The organism is Gammaproteobacteria bacterium, assembly GCA_016199745.1.
Classification (GTDB): domain Bacteria; phylum Pseudomonadota; class Gammaproteobacteria; order Acidiferrobacterales; family Sulfurifustaceae; genus JACQFZ01.
In genome coordinates this window covers 62,337-81,797 of the sequence record JACQFZ010000051.1, presented here as the reverse complement: position 1 = coordinate 81,797, position 19,461 = coordinate 62,337, and the positions used below count along the sequence as shown (strand labels likewise).

Sequence of the window (19,461 nt, the reverse complement as noted above, 5' to 3'; positions counted from 1 at the left end):
GGGGAGGGAGACGCTCGATTATGCAGCGAGCGGAACACTAGCAGATGAAGAACCTGATCCTCGGTGGTGTCCGTTCCGGCAAAAGCCGATTGGCGGAAATGTTGGCACTGAAAAGTGGTTTACCGGTGACGTATATCGCGACCGCAACCGTCGGCGACGGCGAGATGAGCGTACGTATTGCCGCGCATCGCGCCCGCCGGCCGACGGACTGGGGGCTGGTGGAAGAACCACGCGCGCTGGCAGCGGCACTCCGCGCGCATGCCGCGCCGGATCGTTGCCTGCTGGTCGACTGCCTAACACTGTGGCTCACCAATTGGCTGGTCGCCGCCGACGACACCGGCTTCGCGCGCGAACGCAACGCCATGCTCGCCGCCGTCGCCGGGTTGCCCGGCGAAATTATTATGGTGAGCAACGAAACCAATCTCGGCATCACGCCGCTCGGCGAACTGACTCGTCGCTTCTGCGACGAAGCCGGATACTTGCATCAAGATTTGGCCCAGTCCTGCGATCGCGTCGTGCTCGTCGTCGCCGGACTACCGATGATTCTCAAAGGGGAACCACTGTGACACAAACGATCGATTGGCTGAACGTACCGGCCGCTAACCACCACGACGCCGCCCGCCGCGAGGCCGAGGCCCGACAGCAGATATTGACCAAGCCGCCGGGCGCACTCGGGCGCCTGGAAACACTGGCGATTCGCTTGGCGACGCTGCAAGGCGTCAGTCGCCCGGCGGTAGACCGCGTGCATATCACCGTGTTTGCCGGCGATCACGGCATCGCCGCCGAAGGCGTATCGGCGTTTCCGCAAGCGGTCACCGGCGAAATGGTACGCAACTTCGCCCGCGGTGGCGCCGCTATTAGCGTGCTTGCCCGCACGCTCGGCGCGTCGCTTGAAGTCATTAACCTCGGCACCGTTAACGATCCGGGGGCGCTCGATGGCGTCAAGAGTTACAACCTCGGTGCCGGCACCGCCAACTTCGCGCGCGAACCGGCGATGACCGAGCATCAACTGGCGTGTGCACTGCATGCTGGCCGCCATGCCGCCGAACGTGCGCACTTAGCGTCGGCGCAGTTGTTCGTCGGCGGCGAGATGGGCATCGCCAACACAACTGCGGCGACAGCACTAGCCTGCGCGCTGCTCGACGCCGCGCCGGATCAACTCGTCGGCCCCGGCACCGGCCTTAACGCCGAAGGTGTCAGCCACAAAGCCCAAGTCATTCGGCGCGCGCTCGATTTCCACAAGAGTCACCTTCACTCGCCGCTCGAAGTCCTACGCCGCGTCGGTGGCTTCGAAATCGCCGCCCTCGCCGGCAGTTACATCGCCTGCGCGCAAATGGGCCTGCCAGTGCTGGTCGATGGATTCATCACCAGCGCCGCCGCCCTCGTCGCCGTGCGCTTGCGCCCGGGCGTCGAGAACTGGTTGCTGTACTCGCACGCGTCGGCGGAACCCGGCCACCGCCGTATGTTGTCCGCACTCAGCGCGCAACCGCTGCTCGACCTTGGCATGCGTCTCGGCGAAGGCAGCGGTGCGGCGGCGACGGTGCCGTTATTACGAATGGCGTGTGCGCTGCACAACGAGATGGCAACGTTCGCGGAAGCGGGAGTGTCGGAGAAGTCGAGCTAGGCGTCCCCCTCCCCCCTTGCGGGGGAGGGGACAGGGGAGAGGGGGAGTGAACGACATCAACCACGTCAAACGTCTACGCCAAGAAATGACGCAGGCCGAACGTTTGTTGTGGCGACATCTCCGCGCACATCGCTTATTGGGCGAGAAATTTCGCCGACAACAACTGCTCGGTAACTACATCGTCGATTTCGTGCACTTCAGCGCACGGCTCATTGTCGAAGCAGATGGTGGTCAGCATGCGGACAGCTTTAATGATCAGAAGCGTGATGCGTGGTTACGATCGCAAGGATTTAGAATTCTGCGGTTCTGGAACAATGAAATTCTGACCCAACCTAAATCGGTGTTAGAGCGAATATTGGCGGAACTTAATACGCCCCCTCTCCCCCGTCCCCTCCCCCGCGAGGGGGGAGGGGCGCCTATTTCCATAGACCTGTTACGCCACGGCTATGTTGAAGGCGGTCCGTGCTATCGCGGCATCACCGACGATCCGCTCAGCGCCGCGGGTTGGGAGCAAATGTGGGCCGCGGTTAGCGGTGACATCCGTTGGGACGGCATTGTCACCTCGCCGCTGACTCGTTGCGCCGCCTTCGCCCGCGCGTTAGCCGAGCAGCGCGCGTTGCCGCTGCAAATCGATGCACGTCTGCAAGAAATGAATTTCGGTCGTTGGGAGGGCCGCACGGCGGCGCAACTGCTGGAAACGGATGCCGACGCCCTCACCGGCTTCTGGCAAGATCCCTGGAACCGCGGTCCGCCGGGCGGCGAATCTTTGGCGCAGGTACGAGCGCGCGTACTCGATGCTTGGGGCGACATCGTTGCGCAGCGCCGGCGACTGCTCGTAGTGGCGCACGGTGGTCCGATCCGGGTAATTCTGTGCCATGTACTGAATCATCCACTCGCTAAGCTGCTCGAGATCGACGTACCGTACGCGGCATTGCGTCGCATCGACGTACCGATGGCAGATACGCCGGAGAACCAAACGCCGTGAATCCGCTCTACCCGTTTCTTATCGCGTTGCAGTTTCTCACACGCTTACCGGTACGGCTGGCGCAGGCGGCTGACGAACGCGTGATCGGCCGCTCGCTGCCCTACTATCCGGTGGTCGGGCTATTGCTGGGAATGCTACTGGCGACGCTGGCATGGATGCTGAGCGATGCGCCGGCGCTGCTGCGGGCGGCACTCGTGCTCGGCGGCTGGGTGCTGCTGACCGGTGCACTGCATCTCGATGGGCTCGCCGACAGTGCCGACGCTTGGGTCGGCGGCCTCGGCAATCGCGAGCGCACGCTCGCCATCATGAAAGACCCCTACTGTGGGCCGGCGGCGGTAGTTACGTTGGTGGTTACGCTGCTGATCAAATTCGCTGCCGTGCACGTGTTGGCGACCAACCACTGGCAGGCATTGCTCTTCATTCCGGCGCTGGCGCGCTGCACGCCGCCGCTACTTTTTCTAACGACGCCATATGTTCGCCCAGGTGGGTTGGGAGCGGCGTTAGCGGCGCATCTGCCGCGAGCCGCCTGCATGATCGCCGTCGGCGTCACGGTAGTCGCCACGTTGGCGATCGGCACCCTCGCCGGCTTCTGGGCGCTGCTGGCGTCTGTTGGGGTTTTTGTGTTGTTGCGCCGCGCGATGTGCAAACGCCTCGGCGGCATGACCGGCGATACCGCCGGTGCGCTCATCGAGCTGACCGAGACCGCGGCGTTGGTCGCCGCTGCGCTCATCGCTAGCTGACGACTCGTCAGCGTTGCTTGGTCTGCCACTCCGGGTGAATAAACACGGGCACTTGTTTCGGCGGTAACTGCTTGCCGAGAATAATATCGGCGGCCTTCTCGCCGATCATGATGGTCGGCGCGTTGAGATTGCCGCTGACCACCGCCGGCATAATCGACGCGTCGACGACACGCAATCCTTCCACGCCACGCACGCGCAACTGACCGTCGACCACCGCCATCGGATCGTTGTCGGCGCCCATCTTGCAGGTACACGACGGGTGATAGGCACTCTCGGCCTTCTTCCGTAAATGCGCATCGATCTGGGCATCGGTGATAACCGTCGGTCCCGGCGACAGCTCGACGCCGCGATACGGCTCGAACGCACGTTGCGAAAAAATCTCGCGCGTCAGTCTGACACCGTCGCGAAACTGGCGGCGATCTTCCTCGGTCTGTAAATAGTTGAACAAAATGCGCGGCGGTTGCCGCGGATCGGGCGAGCGCAGCTTGACCCAGCCGGTCGAGGTCGGCCGCATCGGCCCGATGTGCGCCTGAAAGCCGTGTTGCTCGACCTTGTAGCTGCCGTCGTAAGCAATCGCGATCGGCAAGAAATGGTATTGCAGGTCGGGATGCTTGACGCCGGCGCGACTGCGGATGAAACCGCCGGCTTCGAAATGATTGGTCGCACCAACACCGCGGCGGAACAGCAGCCACTCGAGACCGATCATGCCCATGGCGAAGAAATTCTGTGTCGAGTAAAGCGAGATCGGCTGCGTGCACGCGTACTGCACATAGGTTTCGATGTGGTCTTGCAGGTTCTCGCCAACGCCGGGAACGTGCGCTACCGACTTAATGCCGTGTTTCTGCAGCTCATCGGCGTTACCGATACCGGACAACATCAGCAACTGCGGTGAATTGATCGAGCCGCCGGAAACGATTACCTCGCGCTGCGCGCGTACCTGCGTTGTCTGACCCTTGCGAATGTACTCGACACCGATCGCGCGCTTGCCCTCGAACAGCACACGGCTGACCAGGCAGCGCGACACCACCGTAAGGTTCGGCCGCTTCTTCGCAGGGCGAAGATAGGCCATCGCCGTGCTCCAGCGCCGACCTTTGTACGTCGTCCGATCCATCGGTCCGAGGCCTTCCTGGCGATAGCCGTTCATGTCTTCGGTGTAGCCGTAACCGGCTTCCATACCGGCCTTAATGAAGGTGCGGTACAACGGATTCTTCATCTCGCCGGTCGTGACATAGAGTGGACCGTTGCCGCCGTGATAATCGTCGGCGCCTTTGAGGCGGGTCTCAGCCTTCTTGAAATACGGCAAACAATGGGAGTACGACCAGTGCTCGAGACCGGGGGCCGCTGCCCAACCGTCGTAATCGAGCGCGTGGCCGCGGATGTACGCCATGCCATTGATCGACGACGAACCACCGATGACACGGCCGCGCGGGCACGACATACGCCGGTCTTCCATGAACGGTTCCGGCTCGGTTTCGTACGCCCAGTTGTACTTATCGTCGGCCAGCGGATAGGCAAATGCCGACGGCATATGAATAAACAAGCTGTGATCCGGCGGACCTGCCTCGATCAGCAGAACATTGTTTTCCGGCTGCTCGGTCAAACGGTTGGCGAGCACGCAGCCCGCCGAACCGGCGCCGACGATGATGTAATCGAACTCTCTAGAGATGGACATCAACGATTCTCGTGTGCGTCGTGGTTACTGTAGTTATCGCCTTCCTTGTTTGCTTGATCTAATCCGTCCCTACTGCCGGCGACTAATACGGACAAACCACATCGCTCATTTCGACGTAGACGCTCTTCAACTGCGTGTAGTGCTCGAGGGTAGCGAGGCCGTTTTCGCGGCCGAGGCCCGACTGCTTGAAGCCGCCGAACGGGATCTCGACCGGCGTAATGTTGTAGTTGTTGATCCAGCAGACGCCGGCCTCCAGTTGCGCGATCACGCGATGGGCACGCGTGAGATCGCGCGTGAACACGCCGGCGGCGAGGCCGAACTCGGTGGCATTCGCGCGGCGCACGACCTCGGCTTCGTCGGCAAACTTCAGCACTGACATCACCGGTCCGAAGATCTCTTCGCAGACGATCTGCATGTCGTCGGCGCAGTCGGCAAATATCGTCGGCTCGACGAAGTAACCCTTACTCGCGGCGCCACCGCTCGCACGTTTGCCGCCGCACAATAAGCGTGCCGAGCGCTTACCGCTGTCGATGAATTGCAGCACGCTATTCATGTGGCCTTCGGAAATCAAGGCACCAACCTGCGTCTCGGGGTTGAACGGATCGCCGATCTTAAGCTTGCGGGTACGCGCAACCAGCTGCTCGAGGAACCGGTCGTAGATCGATTCATGCACGAATACGCGCGTGCCGTTGGTGCAGATTTCGCCTTGGGTGTAGAAGTTCGCCATCATCGCTGCGGCGACGGCGTTGTTCAGATCGGCGTCGTCGAACACGATCAGCGGCGACTTGCCGCCGAGCTCCAGCGTCACGTGCTTCAGCGTCTCGGCGGCATCGGCCATGACGCGCTTGCCGGTATCGACGCCGCCGGTCAACGACACCTTGGCCACGCCCGGATGGCGCACCAACGCCTGGCCGCTGTGGCGGTCGCCCTGAATCACGTTAAACACACCGGCCGGCAGACCCGCCTCGGTATAGACCTCGGCCAACACCGCCGCCGTCAGCGGCGTCAGCTGCGCCGGCTTGAAGATCATGGCATTGCCACATGCCAGCGCCGGCGCCGATTTCCAGCAGGCGATTTGAATCGGATAGTTCCAGGCGCCGATGCCGACGCACACGCCAAGCGGCTCGCGCCGGGTATAAGCGAACGCGCCCTTGAGCTGATAGTGCTCGCCGTGCAGCGACGCGGCGAGCCCGGCGTAGTACTCGATGCAGTCGGCGCCGGAAAGAACGTCGACCGCTTCCGCCTCTTGAATCGGCTTGCCGGTATCACGCACTTCGAGCTCGGCGATTTCGCGGTTGCGCGCCCGCAGGATCTGCACGGCACGATTAAGGATACGACCGCGCTCGGTGCCAGTCATCACCGACCAAACGGCGAATCCCTCCTGCGCGGCGGCAACCGCCTTGTCGACTTCCACCTGCCCCGCTTTCTCGACATGGCACAACAACTCACCGGTGGCCGGATTGATGTCGGCGAACGTTTCGCCGGATGTGCTCGCGATATAACGACCACCGATGTAACTCTGCTGTACCGAAGACAACTTCATATGACTGAACCTCAACCTGATGAATCGAATGAATTACAAACCGAGATGACTGCGCACGGCGGTCAGACCGTCCCTACCGTCGAAAGTTTTCACACCCTTTAACCAACCGAGAAGAGTGCTTGGGTGCTTCTTTAACCATTCTGTGGCGGCCTCCGCCGGATCGCGCTTTTCAAGAATGGGCCCCATGACCTGGCTTTCCATCGACAACGTGAACTGCAAGTTCTTGATGAAGGTGCCGACATTCGGGCACTTTTCTATATAGTCCGGTGCGACCACGGTAAACACTTCAGCGCCGCCGAAGTTCGGCCCGAAGACATCGTCACCGCCGGACAAGTATGTCATCTGAAACCGTTCGTTCATCGGATGTGGCGCCCAACCGAGGAAGACGACCGGCTTCTTCTGTTTAACCGCGCGCTCGACGTAAGTCAGCATGAATTCTTCGCTCGACTCGACCAACTTGAAACCCTTCAAGTTAAAACTGTCGCCGTCGATCATTTTCTTGATCAGAAGATTGCCGTCATTGCCCGGCTCGAGGCCGTAGATTTCGGCGGCGAGCTGCGTTCGAAACTTGTTGATGTCGGCAAAGCTGTGTAAGCCGGCGTCAGCAACATAAGTAGGTACTGCCAGCGTGTATTTAGCCCCGGTGAGATTCGGCTTTGGCACCATCATCACCGAGCCATCCTTCAAATACGGTTCGGCGATCGGCGTCATGCTCGGATTCCAGTAGCCGAGAAAGACGTTAATCGTTTTACGCTTGATGCCGTCGAATACCTTCGGCACGGCGACGGTAACCCGTTTCGGCTTGTAGCCCAGGCCTTCGAGCACGACCGACGTTAGCGCGGTCGTCGCCTGGATATCGGTCCAGTCGACGTCGGCGAAATTTACCCGCCGACATTCCGCCGGCTCGGCGGCGCTCACCGCCGTTATAGAAAAAACACAAGCCACCAATCCGACAATGGTTATCACACGGCGCAATGAACTCATTTACACACTCCTTATGTTGAGAGCACTTCGTTGGACGATCAAAGTTTGTCTATTTTCGGACAAACGTTTTTATCTGTCGCATTACCGGAGCAGCCGTGGACTGCAGCCGATCCGTGCTAGGAGGACGACCGAACTTCTGACGATAAACGCGGGAAAAATGTTCCAGCGAATCGAAGCCAGTGCAAGCACTAACCTGCGCCACGCTGAGGTTGGTTTGTTGTAGGAGTCGATGGGCCTTGGATAGCCGCAGATGGATGTAATACTTCTGCGGCGCCATGGTGGTGTATTGCTTGAAGTGACGTTCCAATTGCCGACGCGAAAGCCCGACCATGCGCGCGATCTCATCGCAACATATCGGATCTTCCAACGTGCGCTGCATAATCGTGATCGCTTCCAAAACTTGTGGGCTGGCGCTATCGCCGCTCTCGAGGGCGACACTGAGCTGACTCTCGGTCGCCGGGCGTGTCTTGGTGACGAGCATGTGCTGGGAAACTTCGCGAACCAGATCGGTACCGACCAACTCGTTGAGCCAATGCAACATCATGTCGGTCACACTGGTAACACCGGCGCACGTTAGACGACGCGGCTCGATCGCGAATAATTCCGCTTTGGCGTCGACCTTAGGATAGAGTTCGCGGAATCCTTCCAGGTTATCCCAGTGAACTGCCGCGCGACAACCGCTCAACAAACCAGCAGCGGCAAGAATTTCGCTACCCATTTGCACACCGGCGAGCGCCGCGCCGAATAGCGATTGGCGACGCAGCCAATCTTTGGCGCGTTTGTCGTTGGCATAAGTCTTCGATTCGAAGCCGGCGAGAACAAAGACAGCAAAAAATTCTTGATCGTTGGCAATGGCACCGTCGACCGCCACCTGAATCCCGTTGCTGGCAGCGACCGGATGGCCGTCCAACGAAAGCGTGGTCCACTCGAACAATGTTCGTTGCACCAGCCAATTGGCGAACACCAATGGCTCGGTGATCAGGCCCAGCTCGGAACAAAAAAACTGTGGGAGCAACAAAAGGCCAATTTTGCGGGGGGCCGCACGTGCATCCATTTGCACTCGATCTACCGCTCCACTGTTGTTAGTCGTATTCATAACGATCTACCCAGGGTTCGGACGCTACAAATGCTACAGACGAAAGCGCCATCAGGTTGACGTTTTACGACGCTATATGTCGTTTTCTCAGTATAGTCCCTTTTGCTAATAGTCAAATGGCTCTCGCAAATTTAAGCCAATGCGACCCGCGATAGTGCCGATTGTAGATCGGCAAACCCACCCTCCTCGGCCGCCTTGCTGTTGGTGATAAGCAAATCGATACGCTTGACCGGGCAATATGCCACCCGGCTCGCTAAACCGATCTTGCTGTAATCCGCCAAAATAAAGACGCGTTCGGCCCCGGCAACCATGGCGCGAGCGACATCGGCTTCTTGATGGTCGAAATTGGTAGCGCCGTGCTCAAGATCGACACCCACCGGCGACAACAATGCGATATCTGCCCGGTAGCGATAAATTTCGGCCACCGTCAGACTACCGACCGTCGCTGGGGCACGGTCATCCAGTACCCCACCGAGGACAATGAGTTCATTGGCTTTATCCCGCTGTTCCCTCCCGTTGCGCATACTTATCGCAACGTCGAAGGAATTAGTAATGATCGTAAGGCCGCTAAGTTTGGCGAGCTCTTCCGCCAGAATGACAGTGGTACTACCGGCATCGATAAACAGCGTTTGACCGCTGGAAACCATGCTCGCCGTGAGCCGGGCAATCGCGCGCTTGAATTTGACGCGGGTGTGAACGCGCTCCTCGATCGGTGGCTCGTCTTCGACCTTGATAGCGCCGCCATGTACACGCTTCAGCTCGCCCAACGCCTCTAGCTCCAACAAGTCTCGGCGCACTGTTTCGCGCGATACGCCAAGCTCGGTGACGATCTGATCGGTCGAGACTTGCTGGTAGGTTGCCAATAGGCTGCGAATGCAGCGGTAACGCTGTTCTTGCCACATGATCTTTTTCACCTTCGTTAAATTCCGTTTTTCGGGTCCCAACCCATAATGTCGCAAAATCACCGCTTGAATCGAGTTACATTTCAATGGGCTACGCGCTACGTCACGCATTGCCAACCACCGCCGCTAAATCAGCTATCCGCACGTTGTTCAATTTAAATGCTATTTTGCTATTTTCTGTAATCACAATGTTTACGACATTGTATGACGCTTTTCATCAAGTAAATCCACAAATTGCCACTACATTTATCTGAATAAGGTCACCGACCCCACTGCATTTACTGGCGAGTAGAGCCCCATCAAGTCGCGTCGATTCTTTTTTGATTTTCGTCGCATCGTCGGACGACCCCGAAAAGCTTTTGGAGCAGCGGCACAAAGGATGAGCGTTAACCGAAGACTCGTTTGGTAATCAAGCAGAACCCGTCAATGAGGATCCAAGTGATGAAACTGTGGCACAAACTGTTAGTAACTGCGATGGCGCTGTGCGTAATGCCGGCAGCGATGGCGAACTCGGAGCAACCGCCGGCGGAGCTGGCGCACTGGCCCGCAGCAGCGGCAGTTCAGATCAAGCAGTTCGTCAAAAAGCATCGCCATACAGGCGACTACGCCGTTTTCGACGCCGACAACACGACTTACCGTTACGACTTAGAAGAATCGCTGTTGCCATACTTGGAAATGAAAGGCGTGCTGACGCGCGACAACATGGATCAGACGCTGAAGCTGATCCCATTCAAAGACCTCAACGGCAAAAAAGAAACACTTAACAGTTATTACTACCGGTTGTGTGAAATCGACGACATGGTCTGCTATCCGTGGGTTGCGCAGATCTTCTCCGGCTTCAGCTTGGAGCAGTTAAAAGGCTACGTCGATGAATTGATGGCTTACAGCCAGCCGATCCCGATCGAGTACTTCGACGGCGACAAGTATGTGCAGGGTACCGTCAATCGGCCGGTGCTCTATCGCGGCCAGCAAGAGCTGTACAACTACCTCATGAAGAACGGCATTGAGGTATACGTCATGAGCGCGGCCCATGAAGAGTTGGTGCGCATGGTGCTGGCTGATCCGAAGTACGGCTACAACGTCAAACCGCAGAACGTCATCGGCGTAACGACGATGCTGAAGGATCCGACCACCCAAGCGCTGACCACCGCCCGCTTGCAGATCGGCAAGGGTCAATACGATCCAGCAGCGAATGCGAAATTGGTCGTGACGCCGTACCTGTGGACACCTAACACCTGGATGGCCGGCAAGTTCGCCGCTATTCTGACGTACATCGATCGTTGGAAAATGCCAATCCTGGTCGCCGGCGACACACCGTCGTCCGATGGCTACATGCTGTTCAACGCGGTTGATGCTAAGAACGGCTACTTACGCGTATGGGTTAATCGGAAGGCTAAGTACATGACGCAGATCCAGCAGATGCGTCAAGACTTCGCGGCCCGTCAGAAAGAGCTGAAGCAACACGTCACCGCCGATAAGAACTGGATCGACGTTGTCCCAGCGGACATCCAGTAGCGAATCGTCGTCCGTACCCGGCCGGTGTGACGGGTACGGACGATCTTTAGCGCGATCAACAGTATTGCCAGTGCGAATAAAGGAGCCTCACCGAACCCCCGTACGACAAGCTAACATGACAATGTGATTCACCAGCTGATCTGTTAGTGAGCCGACCTTACCCGCATGTTCCTCACCTTAAACCTCGTCACCGACTATTTTGGCACGGTGCACACAATCACCGCTGTCAGTTATCGATCGGTTGTTACGAGTGGGTTCGCTTCTTTAACCAAAGCCGTTACGGCAGACAATAAGTTTCTTGAATATACCAGCCCTTAGGCTGGTATATTGATTTAGTCAAGATAAACCGTCGTTCTCAAGAAGGAGGTGCTGCTTGAAAAAAGTCAGACTCGTAAGTAAGGCAAACATCGTTATTGCGGCAGCAGTGTTATCCGCCGCTATCGCCGGACCGGTCGCCGCGACCGAGCCGAGCGCCTGTCGTACCGTCCGCTTTGCCGACGTTGGTTGGACCGACATCACTGCCACCACCGCCCTCGCCTCCACCGTACTCAAGGGGCTGGGTTACAAACCGACATCGACGGTGGTATCGGTACCGATCACCTTCGCCGGCCTCAAGAAAAAGCAAATCGATGTGTTCCTCGGCTATTGGAATCCGAGCATGACACCGATTATCCAGCCGTTCGTCAAAGATAAATCGGTGAAGGTACTCGACACGCCGAACTTGATCGGTGCCAAGTACACGCTGGCGGTACCGACGTATGCCGCGGAAGCCGGGATCAAGAGCTTTGCCGACATCAATAAGTTTCGTAAGGAGCTCGACGGCAAGATCTACGGCATTGAGCCGGGCAACGACGGCAATCAGCTAATTCAGAAAATGATCGACGCTGACGCCTTCGGCTTGAAGGGCTTCAAGATGATGGAGTCGTCTGAAGCCGGCATGCTAGTGGAAGTACAACGTGCCGTAAAAGCGAAGAAGCCGATCGTCTTCCTCGGTTGGGAACCGCATCCGATGAACGAAAAGTTCAAGATGAGCTACCTAACCGGCGGTGACGATTACTTCGGCCCGAACCTCGGCGGCGCCGTGGTCCAGACGGTAGTCTGGCCGGGTTACCAGGAGAAGTGCCCGAACGTCGGCAAGCTGGTGAACCAATTGAAGTTCACGTTGCCGATGGAAAATCAAATCATGGGCCCGATCTTGGATAAGAAAGATCCGAACGCAACGGCGAAAGAATGGCTCAAGAAAAACCCGGCCGTCCTCGATCCCTGGCTCGCCGGCGTTGCCGCCATTGATGGTGGCGACGGACTCGCGGCAGTAAAGAAATATCTCGGTCTGTAGTCTGCACGCTTCGTCGGCGGTATCACCCGCCGACGAAGCGTGATTTATCGCTGCTGTTTGGGGCTCAGCGAATTGATGTAAAGCGACATCACCGCCCATCCTTCCAGCCCACTTCCGACACCTTCCGCTCGCTAGCCAACCCGCAAGTCGTCCACCCGCGGGCGCATTTCATCAAGTCGTTATAAATTTCTGTGCTTAGAGTCTGCCCGTGTGTGGTCTGGCTTTTTGTTAGCCACGCAATACCCGAACTATTATTCTCACAATTGCCGGAGGTGCTGCTTGAAGAAGCCTAGTGTCCTAAGCAAGACCATTATTGCTACTGCTACCCTGCTGTCGATTACTGTGTCTGGCCTAACCGCCGCCGCCGAACCGGCCTCCTGTCGCACTGTCCGCTTCTCCGACGTTGGCTGGACCGACATTACCGCGACGACGGCGGTCGCTTCGACCGTGCTCGAAGGGTTGAACTACAAACCGCAAGCAACCATCGCTTCCGTACCGATCACGTTTACCGGCGTCAAAAAGAAGCAAATCGACGTGTTCCTCGGTTACTGGAATCCGAGCATGACACCGATCATTGAGCCGTTCGTAAAACAAGGCTCGGTGAAAGTGCTCGACACGCCGAACCTGACCGGTGCCAAGTACACGCTGGCGGTACCGAGCTATTTGGCCGATGCAGGCCTTAAAGATTTTGCCGACATCAACAAGTTCCGCAAAGAGCTCGACGGTAAGATCTACGGTATCGAGCCGGGCAACGATGGCAATCAGCTGATCCAAAAGATGATCGATTCCGATGCCTTCGGCCTGAAGGGCTTCAAGCTGGTCGAATCGTCCGAAGCCGGCATGCTGGTGGAAGTGCAACGCGCCGTTAATCAGAAGAAGCCGATTGTCTTCCTCGGTTGGGAACCGCATCCGATGAACGAAAAGTTCAAGATGGCCTACCTGACCGGCGGCGATGAACAATTCGGCCCAAACCTCGGTGGCGCGGAAATTTTCACGGTGGTATGGCCCGGTTACCAAGAAAAATGCCCGAACGTGGCCAAGCTCGTCAGTCAGCTCAAATTCACCTTGCCGATGGAGAATCAGCTGATGGGACCGATCCTCGACAAGAAGGATCCGAACGCGACCGCCAAGCAGTGGCTCAAGCAGAATCCGACCGTACTCAGCAGCTGGCTCGCCGGTGTGACGACGTATGACGGAACCGACGGTCTGACGGCGGTGAAGAAACACTTAGGTTTGTAAACTACCTCGCCTTCCTTCCACTAAAGGCGTCTGATCCTCTCCGGGTCAGACGCCTTTTTAGTGACTGACGTTTTCTGCCATCCCTCTTATTTCGTCCGTGCTAGGCTGATGGCCAAATCGACCGCAACAATAACCTGCGAGATACCTTCATGAATCATTGGCTGTGGCTAAGCGTCGCCATCCTGTTCGAAGTCGCCGGCACCTCGTTGATGAAGCTATCGAACGGTCTGACGCGGTTATGGCCAACCGTGGCGATGTTCGTCTGTTATGGATGCGCTTTCGCCTGCCTTAGCTTTGCGCTGCGAACCTTGCCAGTCGGCATTGCCTATGCCATTTGGGCCGGCGTCGGCACGGCACTGATTGCCGCCATCGGCGTATTTGCGTTCGAGGAACCGCTCAGCGCCATTAAGGTAGGCGGCATTGTGCTCATCATCGCCGGCGTGGTCGCGCTCCAGCTCGAAGGCGGGCACTAAGGCAAATACCGGAGGATGACCGGCGATAGACGCGACGTTAGCCGCTGGCACCCGTTAATATTAAAGAAAGGCTTTGGTATCAACACCTTTAGCTAGGTTTGGCGATGTTAGTCGGGGCTAGCTAACGCGCGCATTACATCAAGCAAGGGCAACGCGCGGAATTTAGAGTGTCATTACATGTAGCCGCGGTTCCGCGATAGGCACTACCCCGCCCACTCGCGTTCCGCGGTTACCTGCCCCGCTGCTTTCCAGCAGCTTGCGCGTCTGATTCTCGGAGAATCAGACGCGTTTTTTTATAACTGGCCGGCGCTCCGATGAGGAAGCACGCATGCTAGGCTGACGGGAATGGCGATTTTGTTGTTGACGGGATTAGACGAATAATTGAACTATAACGACACGTCTCTCGGCGGCTGTGGCCGACGGTAAGTTTTTGGGGCAAAAAACCAACCACGGAGAAACATCATGCTGAAAAAAATGAAGCGGGTATTTCGCCATATCTCGACCTGGACTGCATTGATGTTGTCCTTGATCGTTGCCTCGCCGGCATTTGCCGCCGACACCAAAGTCCTACGCATCGGCTGGACCGCTTGGTCCGATGCGGAAGCAGTTACGAATATCGCTAAGCAGTTATTGGAAAAAGAGCTCGGCTATAAAGTCGAGCTGGTCATGACCGACATCGGCCTGCAATATCAAGGCGTCGCCAAGGGCGATCTCGATATTATGTTGATGGCCTGGTTACCGGGCACGCACAAAGATTACTGGGACAAATTATCCAGCCAAGTGGTCGACATGGGCATCCTGTACGACAACTGTAAGCTTGGTTGGGCGGTACCGGCCTATGTGCCGGAGAGTGAAGTCAAAAGCATCGACGACCTAAAAAAGCCGGACGTAAAGAAAAAATTTAAAGGTCAGGTACAAGGCATCGATCCCGGCGCCGGCTTAATGCGCGCATCGAAGAAAGCGATCGAAGATTACGACCTGGGCTACGAATTGCTGACGGCGTCGGATGCGGCCATGGTTTCGGCGCTCGATCGCGCGATCAAACGCAAGCAGTGGATCGTCGTTACCACCTGGACGCCGCACTGGATGTTTTCCAAATACAAAATTCGCTACCTGGATGATCCGAAACAATCGTTAGGCGGCGCCGAGGCAGTACACGCCGTGGCACGCAAAGGTTTCGAGCAGGATTTTCCGAAGGCGGCTACGTTCATCAAGAATTTTAAAATTCCCATCGCCGACCTCGAAGCGATCATGCTAAAAGCAAGCAACAGCAAGAACTATAAGAAAGAGGCGGCTGCCTATATCAAGGCAAATCCAAAGATGGTCGAAAAATGGCTGGCAGGCGCTAAGTAACATGGCCTGACGTGCTGTATCGGAAAAGCCTGCATGGATGACCGTCTGTGCGGGCTTTTTCTTCTTCTGTGTGGACGAAAGCAGTGAGGTGCGGATAAGTCATGGCAGAAAAGATTGCAGTCAGGAATCTTTATAAGATATTCGGGCCACGGCCCGAAGTCGCTATGGACATGCTAAAAGCGGGACAAGACAAGGATGCAGTGTTCTTAAAGACCGGCATGATCACCGGCGTGCAGGACGTCAACTTCGAAGTGAACGAAGGCGAAATCTTCGTGCTCATGGGGTTGTCGGGTTCCGGCAAATCGACGCTGATCCGTTTATTGAACCGACTGGTGGACCCAACATCGGGCCAGATCATCGTCGGCGGTAACGACGTAGCGACGATGAGCAAAAAGGCGCTGGTAGAACTGCGCCGGCGCGACATGGCCATGGTGTTCCAATCGTTTGCGCTGTTGCCACACCTGAGCGTGCTCGACAATACCGCCTTCGGTCTCGATATCGCCGGTATCGATCGTAAAACGCGCGAGAAACGCGCCTACGAAGTACTGGAACAAGTGGGTCTCAAAGCCTTCGCCAAGAAATATCCGGCGGAGCTCTCCGGTGGTATGCAACAACGCGTTGGCCTGGCGCGAGCGCTGGCGGTCGATCCATCGCTGATGCTAATGGATGAAGCGTTCTCGGCGCTCGATCCGCTGAAGCGCACGGAAATGCAAGAGCTGTTGCTGAACCTGCAAAAAGAACACAAACGCACCATCGTCTTCGTCTCGCACGATCTCGACGAAGCGTTTCGTATCGGCAATCGCATCGCCATCATGGAAGGCGGTCGGGTGGTGCAAATCGGCACACCGGATGAAATCGTCCGCAACCCGAGCAACGAATACGTACGCGCCTTCTTCAAGGGCGTCGACGTCAACAAGCACCTCACTGCCAAAGACGTCGCCAAGACCGATGAGCTGCCGGTATTCGAATCACCGAAAGACGTACGCACCGGTCTACGCAGCGCGATCGATAAGCTGCGCGAAACGCGGCTCAGTTTCGGCTTCATCATCGACGGCGATCGTCGTGTCGTCGGCACGGTTTCGATCGACTCCATGCACCGTGCGCTGGAAGCGGCCTTCCCTACCCTGCAGAGCGCACTGATCGAAGACGTTAAGCCGGTACAAAGCACGGTACCGCTGCGAGATCTGATCAGCCGGATCGTCAAATATCGCTGTCCGCTGCCGATCGTCGACGCTGACGGACGCTACCTGGGCGCGGTGACACAAACGAGTTTGTTGCAGAAGATGGCGATCGAGGAGACGACTTATGCATGAATTTTTACCCCTAGGCGTATGGGCGGATCGTTTCGTTGCATTCGTCGTCGAAAACGACGGCGGCACTTTCGAAATGCTCGGATCCTTCATCGGCGTTTTTACGCAATTGATCGAAGACGGCCTGCAAGCCGTGCCCGACTGGCTGCTCGCCGGCATTTGCGTGCTGTTCGGCTTCTGGCGGTTGGGTTGGAAATTCGCATTGTTCTGCGTGCTGTCGTGCATCGTCATCATCGGTACCGGCTTCTGGCCGGCCACCATGAACACGTTGGCCCTGATCATCGCTTCGACCGTCATCAGCCTCGTGCTCGGCATCCCACTCGGCATTTGGATGGCGAAGAGCGATCGCGCCGCAACCTTGATTCGACCGGTACTCGACTTCATGCAAACCATGCCGGCGTTCGTTTACCTGATCCCGGTGGCGATGCTATTCGGCCTCGGCAAAGTACCGGCGGTGCTAGCAACAGTGGTGTTCGCCCTACCGCCGGTGGTGCGCTTAACCAACCTTGGCATCCGTCAGGTCAACAAAGAGCAAGTCGAGGCTGGCGTCACTTTCGGCTGCACGCCGCTGCAATTGCTGCTCAAAGTCCAGATCCCCGGCGCCATGCCGTCGATCATGGCCGGTATCAACCAGACGATCATGATGGCGCTGTCGATGGTCATCATCGCCTCGATGGTCGGCTCCGGCGGCTTGGGTAACGACGTGTTGACCAGTATCTCGCGCCTCGATATCGGTCTCGGCTTCGAATCGGGCCTGGCAGTCGTGTTGTTGGCAATCATTCTGGACCGCCTCACCGAGAGCTTCGGCGTACGCAACGCCAACGCCCGCCCGTTAATGGACCGTTTAAGAATGAGGCGCCTGTAGCTGTAGCCCTACCCCACCACCGCACTGTCGTAACCCTACGTAAAATCTTCACTGTCTGGGCGGCACCGCCGCCCAGACTATCTATAATTCCTAAGTACCCCCCTAGCGTCGCTTGGTAGTAGCTGCCGACGCTATCAACGAGTCGTGCGCTAAAAGGAGAAAAAGCGCTATGGGCTATACCGATGATGCTGACGAAAAAGCAGGAAATAGTTTCGTCAGTCGGCGCAATTTCCTAAAGCGTTCAGCTTCATTAGGCGTTTCCACCGCCCTTTCAGGCGCTGGATTACCGCAAATCGCCGGCGCCGATACCGAAACGCCGAAACGCGGCGGTCATTTAATCATCGCCCTCGACGGTGGCAGCCCACACGACAGCCTTGATCCGCTGACCTCTTCCAGCATTCAACTTCAAGTCATCGGCCCGCAGATCTACAACACGTTGGTAGATATCGAAGTCGGCGACGATGTGCGTCTAAAACCGATGGTGCGGCCAGCGCTGGCGACAAGCTGGGAGCCCAAAAACGGTGCCAAAGAATGGGTCTTCAAGATCCGCAAAGACGTCACCTTCCACAACAGCAAGCCGCTCACCGCCGAAGACGTCGCTTATTCGCTCAATTATCACCGACAACCGGAGGCAACGACGGCGCTGCTGCTGGAATCGGTCGTGAGCATCAAGGTAAGCGCACCCTACGAGGTCACGATTTCCCTGGCCGCCGGTCACACCGACTTCCCCTACTTGTTAGCGGATTATCATCTATGTATCGGCGCCACCGGCAGCACCTTCACCGACGGCGTCGGCACCGGCGCGTTTATTCTGCAGGAGTTCGATCCGGGCGTACGCATCGTCAGCCGACGTAATCCCGACTATTTCCGTGCCGAAGGCGTGTTCGTCAATTCCGTCGAGATCCGCACCATCGGTGATCCGGTAGTGCGGCTCAATGCGCTGCTGAGCGGTTCGGTACACCTCATCAACCGCGTCAACCCGAAAGACATGATCCAGTTGGTCAATGATAAGCGGCTACAAATTTTCGAGATCTCCGGCAGCTCGCATTACTGCTTTTCGATGCGTTGCAACCGAGCGCCGTTCGACAATCACGATTTACGCCTTGCTCTCAAATATGCCATCGACCGGCAGTCGATACTCACCAACGTGTTGCATCATCACGGCAAACTTGGCAACGATCATCCGGTCCATCCGCAAGACCCGTTCCTTTCGCCGACCCTAGCACAACGCCCATACGATCCGGAACGCGCCAAGTATCACCTGAAGAAATCCGGCTTTACCGGCGCCATTCCGCTAAATGTTTCCGATGCGGCGTTTGCCGGCGCCATACGCTGCGCCAGAATCTTCGAGGAAAGCGCCGCCAAGGCAGGCATCAAGCTGCATGTCCAGGAGGAGCCGGCTGAGAGTTACTGGGAAAACGTCTGGATGACGAAACCGTTCTTCGCCTCTTATTGGAACGGTCGGCCCAATGCCGATCTCATGTTTTCCGCCGCTTATACCACGACCGCCGCTTGGAATGAGACGTACTGGCAGCGGCCGGATTTCGACAAACTGTTGGCAGCCGCGCGCGCTGAGCTCGATTTCGGTAAGCGTAAGAACCTGTATTACCAACTGCAGGCGATGCTATACGACGACGGCGGCGTGATCATTCCCGTATTCAACAACACCATCGATGCCGCCTCGGTGAAGGTCAAAGGCTTTGTACCGGTCCCAAGTTCTGCCCTACTAGGCGGCTTTCGCGCGCCGGAGAAAATCTGGCTGGACACGTAGACGCCTGTCGCGAGTCCTAGCACGTCGACACACAATGCTGGCTCTGTTCCCCT

17 protein-coding genes and 1 pseudogene are annotated in these 19,461 nt (G+C 57.3%); 13 read left to right on the top strand and 5 right to left on the bottom strand.

Annotated features, from left to right (window positions below):
* Nucleotides 1-44: 44 nt before the first annotated feature.
* The 5 genes and pseudogenes from cobU (at nucleotide 45) to HY308_14135 (ending at nucleotide 3,349) form a co-directional block, all read left to right on the top strand.
* Nucleotides 45-566, top strand: coding sequence for a bifunctional adenosylcobinamide kinase/adenosylcobinamide-phosphate guanylyltransferase (gene cobU, locus HY308_14155; GenBank protein MBI3899417.1), 522 nt, complete (start codon nucleotides 45-47; stop codon nucleotides 564-566).
* Complete coding sequence (gene cobT, locus HY308_14150) at nucleotides 563-1,624, top strand: nicotinate-nucleotide--dimethylbenzimidazole phosphoribosyltransferase (GenBank protein ID MBI3899416.1); 1,062 nt, start codon at nucleotides 563-565, stop codon at nucleotides 1,622-1,624. The genes cobU and cobT overlap by 4 nt, the downstream gene beginning before the upstream one ends.
* An 85-nt stretch (nucleotides 1,625-1,709) precedes the next feature.
* Nucleotides 1,710-2,036, top strand: a pseudogene (locus HY308_14145) (endonuclease domain-containing protein).
* A 12-nt stretch (nucleotides 2,037-2,048) separates the two neighbouring features.
* Nucleotides 2,049-2,609 (top strand): alpha-ribazole phosphatase family protein, encoded by a 561-nt coding sequence (locus tag HY308_14140; protein MBI3899415.1) that lies wholly within the window; start codon nucleotides 2,049-2,051, stop codon nucleotides 2,607-2,609.
* Nucleotides 2,606-3,349, top strand: a complete 744-nt coding sequence (locus tag HY308_14135) for an adenosylcobinamide-GDP ribazoletransferase (GenBank protein MBI3899414.1) — start codon at nucleotides 2,606-2,608, stop codon at nucleotides 3,347-3,349. Before HY308_14140 ends, HY308_14135 begins: the two co-directional genes overlap by 4 nt.
* A gap of 7 nt (nucleotides 3,350-3,356) precedes the next feature.
* Here HY308_14135 and betA read toward each other — a convergent pair whose 3' ends face one another.
* The 5 genes from betA to HY308_14110 form a co-directional block, all read right to left on the bottom strand.
* A complete protein-coding gene (gene betA, locus HY308_14130) occupies nucleotides 3,357-5,021 on the bottom strand; it encodes a choline dehydrogenase (GenBank protein MBI3899413.1) in 1,665 nt (554 codons plus the stop codon).
* Nucleotides 5,022-5,103: 82 nt separating this feature from the next.
* Entirely contained in the window at nucleotides 5,104-6,564 is a 1,461-nt protein-coding gene (gene betB / locus HY308_14125) for a betaine-aldehyde dehydrogenase (GenBank protein MBI3899412.1), read from the bottom strand.
* Between the two features lie 33 nt (nucleotides 6,565-6,597).
* Nucleotides 6,598-7,548 carry a choline ABC transporter substrate-binding protein gene (locus HY308_14120; protein MBI3899411.1) on the bottom strand — a complete coding sequence of 317 codons (951 nt, stop codon included), beginning with the start codon at nucleotides 7,546-7,548 and terminating at the stop codon, nucleotides 6,598-6,600.
* Nucleotides 7,549-7,597: 49 nt separating this feature from the next.
* The gene (locus HY308_14115) at nucleotides 7,598-8,602 is read right to left on the bottom strand and encodes a GlxA family transcriptional regulator (protein MBI3899410.1); all 1,005 of its coding nucleotides are present in this window, start codon (nucleotides 8,600-8,602) and stop codon (nucleotides 7,598-7,600) included.
* A gap of 173 nt (nucleotides 8,603-8,775) precedes the next feature.
* On the bottom strand, nucleotides 8,776-9,546 hold the full coding sequence (locus tag HY308_14110; protein ID MBI3899409.1) for a DeoR/GlpR transcriptional regulator: 771 nt from the start codon (nucleotides 9,544-9,546) through the stop codon (nucleotides 8,776-8,778).
* 441 nt (nucleotides 9,547-9,987) lie between these two features.
* Between HY308_14110 and HY308_14105 the strand changes: the two genes are divergently transcribed.
* From HY308_14105 to HY308_14070, 8 genes are all read left to right on the top strand, one after another.
* Nucleotides 9,988-11,061, top strand: coding sequence for a haloacid dehalogenase-like hydrolase (locus HY308_14105; protein MBI3899408.1), 1,074 nt, complete (start codon nucleotides 9,988-9,990; stop codon nucleotides 11,059-11,061).
* Nucleotides 11,062-11,434: 373 nt separating this feature from the next.
* The gene (locus HY308_14100; protein ID MBI3899407.1) at nucleotides 11,435-12,397 is read left to right on the top strand and encodes a choline ABC transporter substrate-binding protein; all 963 of its coding nucleotides are present in this window, start codon (nucleotides 11,435-11,437) and stop codon (nucleotides 12,395-12,397) included.
* A 309-nt stretch (nucleotides 12,398-12,706) separates the two neighbouring features.
* Complete coding sequence (locus HY308_14095; GenBank protein MBI3899406.1) at nucleotides 12,707-13,636, top strand: choline ABC transporter substrate-binding protein; 930 nt, start codon at nucleotides 12,707-12,709, stop codon at nucleotides 13,634-13,636.
* A 149-nt stretch (nucleotides 13,637-13,785) separates the two neighbouring features.
* Entirely contained in the window at nucleotides 13,786-14,109 is a 324-nt protein-coding gene (locus HY308_14090) for a multidrug efflux SMR transporter (protein MBI3899405.1), read from the top strand.
* 462 nt (nucleotides 14,110-14,571) lie between these two features.
* Nucleotides 14,572-15,462: a glycine betaine ABC transporter substrate-binding protein gene (locus tag HY308_14085; protein ID MBI3899404.1), complete on the top strand. Its 891-nt coding sequence runs from the start codon at nucleotides 14,572-14,574 to the stop codon at nucleotides 15,460-15,462.
* A gap of 101 nt (nucleotides 15,463-15,563) precedes the next feature.
* Nucleotides 15,564-16,775: a glycine betaine/L-proline ABC transporter ATP-binding protein ProV gene (gene proV / locus HY308_14080; protein MBI3899403.1), complete on the top strand. Its 1,212-nt coding sequence runs from the start codon at nucleotides 15,564-15,566 to the stop codon at nucleotides 16,773-16,775.
* Entirely contained in the window at nucleotides 16,768-17,637 is an 870-nt protein-coding gene (locus tag HY308_14075; GenBank protein MBI3899402.1) for a proline/glycine betaine ABC transporter permease, read from the top strand. Before proV ends, HY308_14075 begins: the two co-directional genes overlap by 8 nt.
* Before the next feature lie 169 nt (nucleotides 17,638-17,806).
* A complete protein-coding gene (locus tag HY308_14070) occupies nucleotides 17,807-19,408 on the top strand; it encodes an ABC transporter substrate-binding protein (protein ID MBI3899401.1) in 1,602 nt (533 codons plus the stop codon).
* The last annotated feature ends 53 nt before the right edge of the window (nucleotides 19,409-19,461 follow it).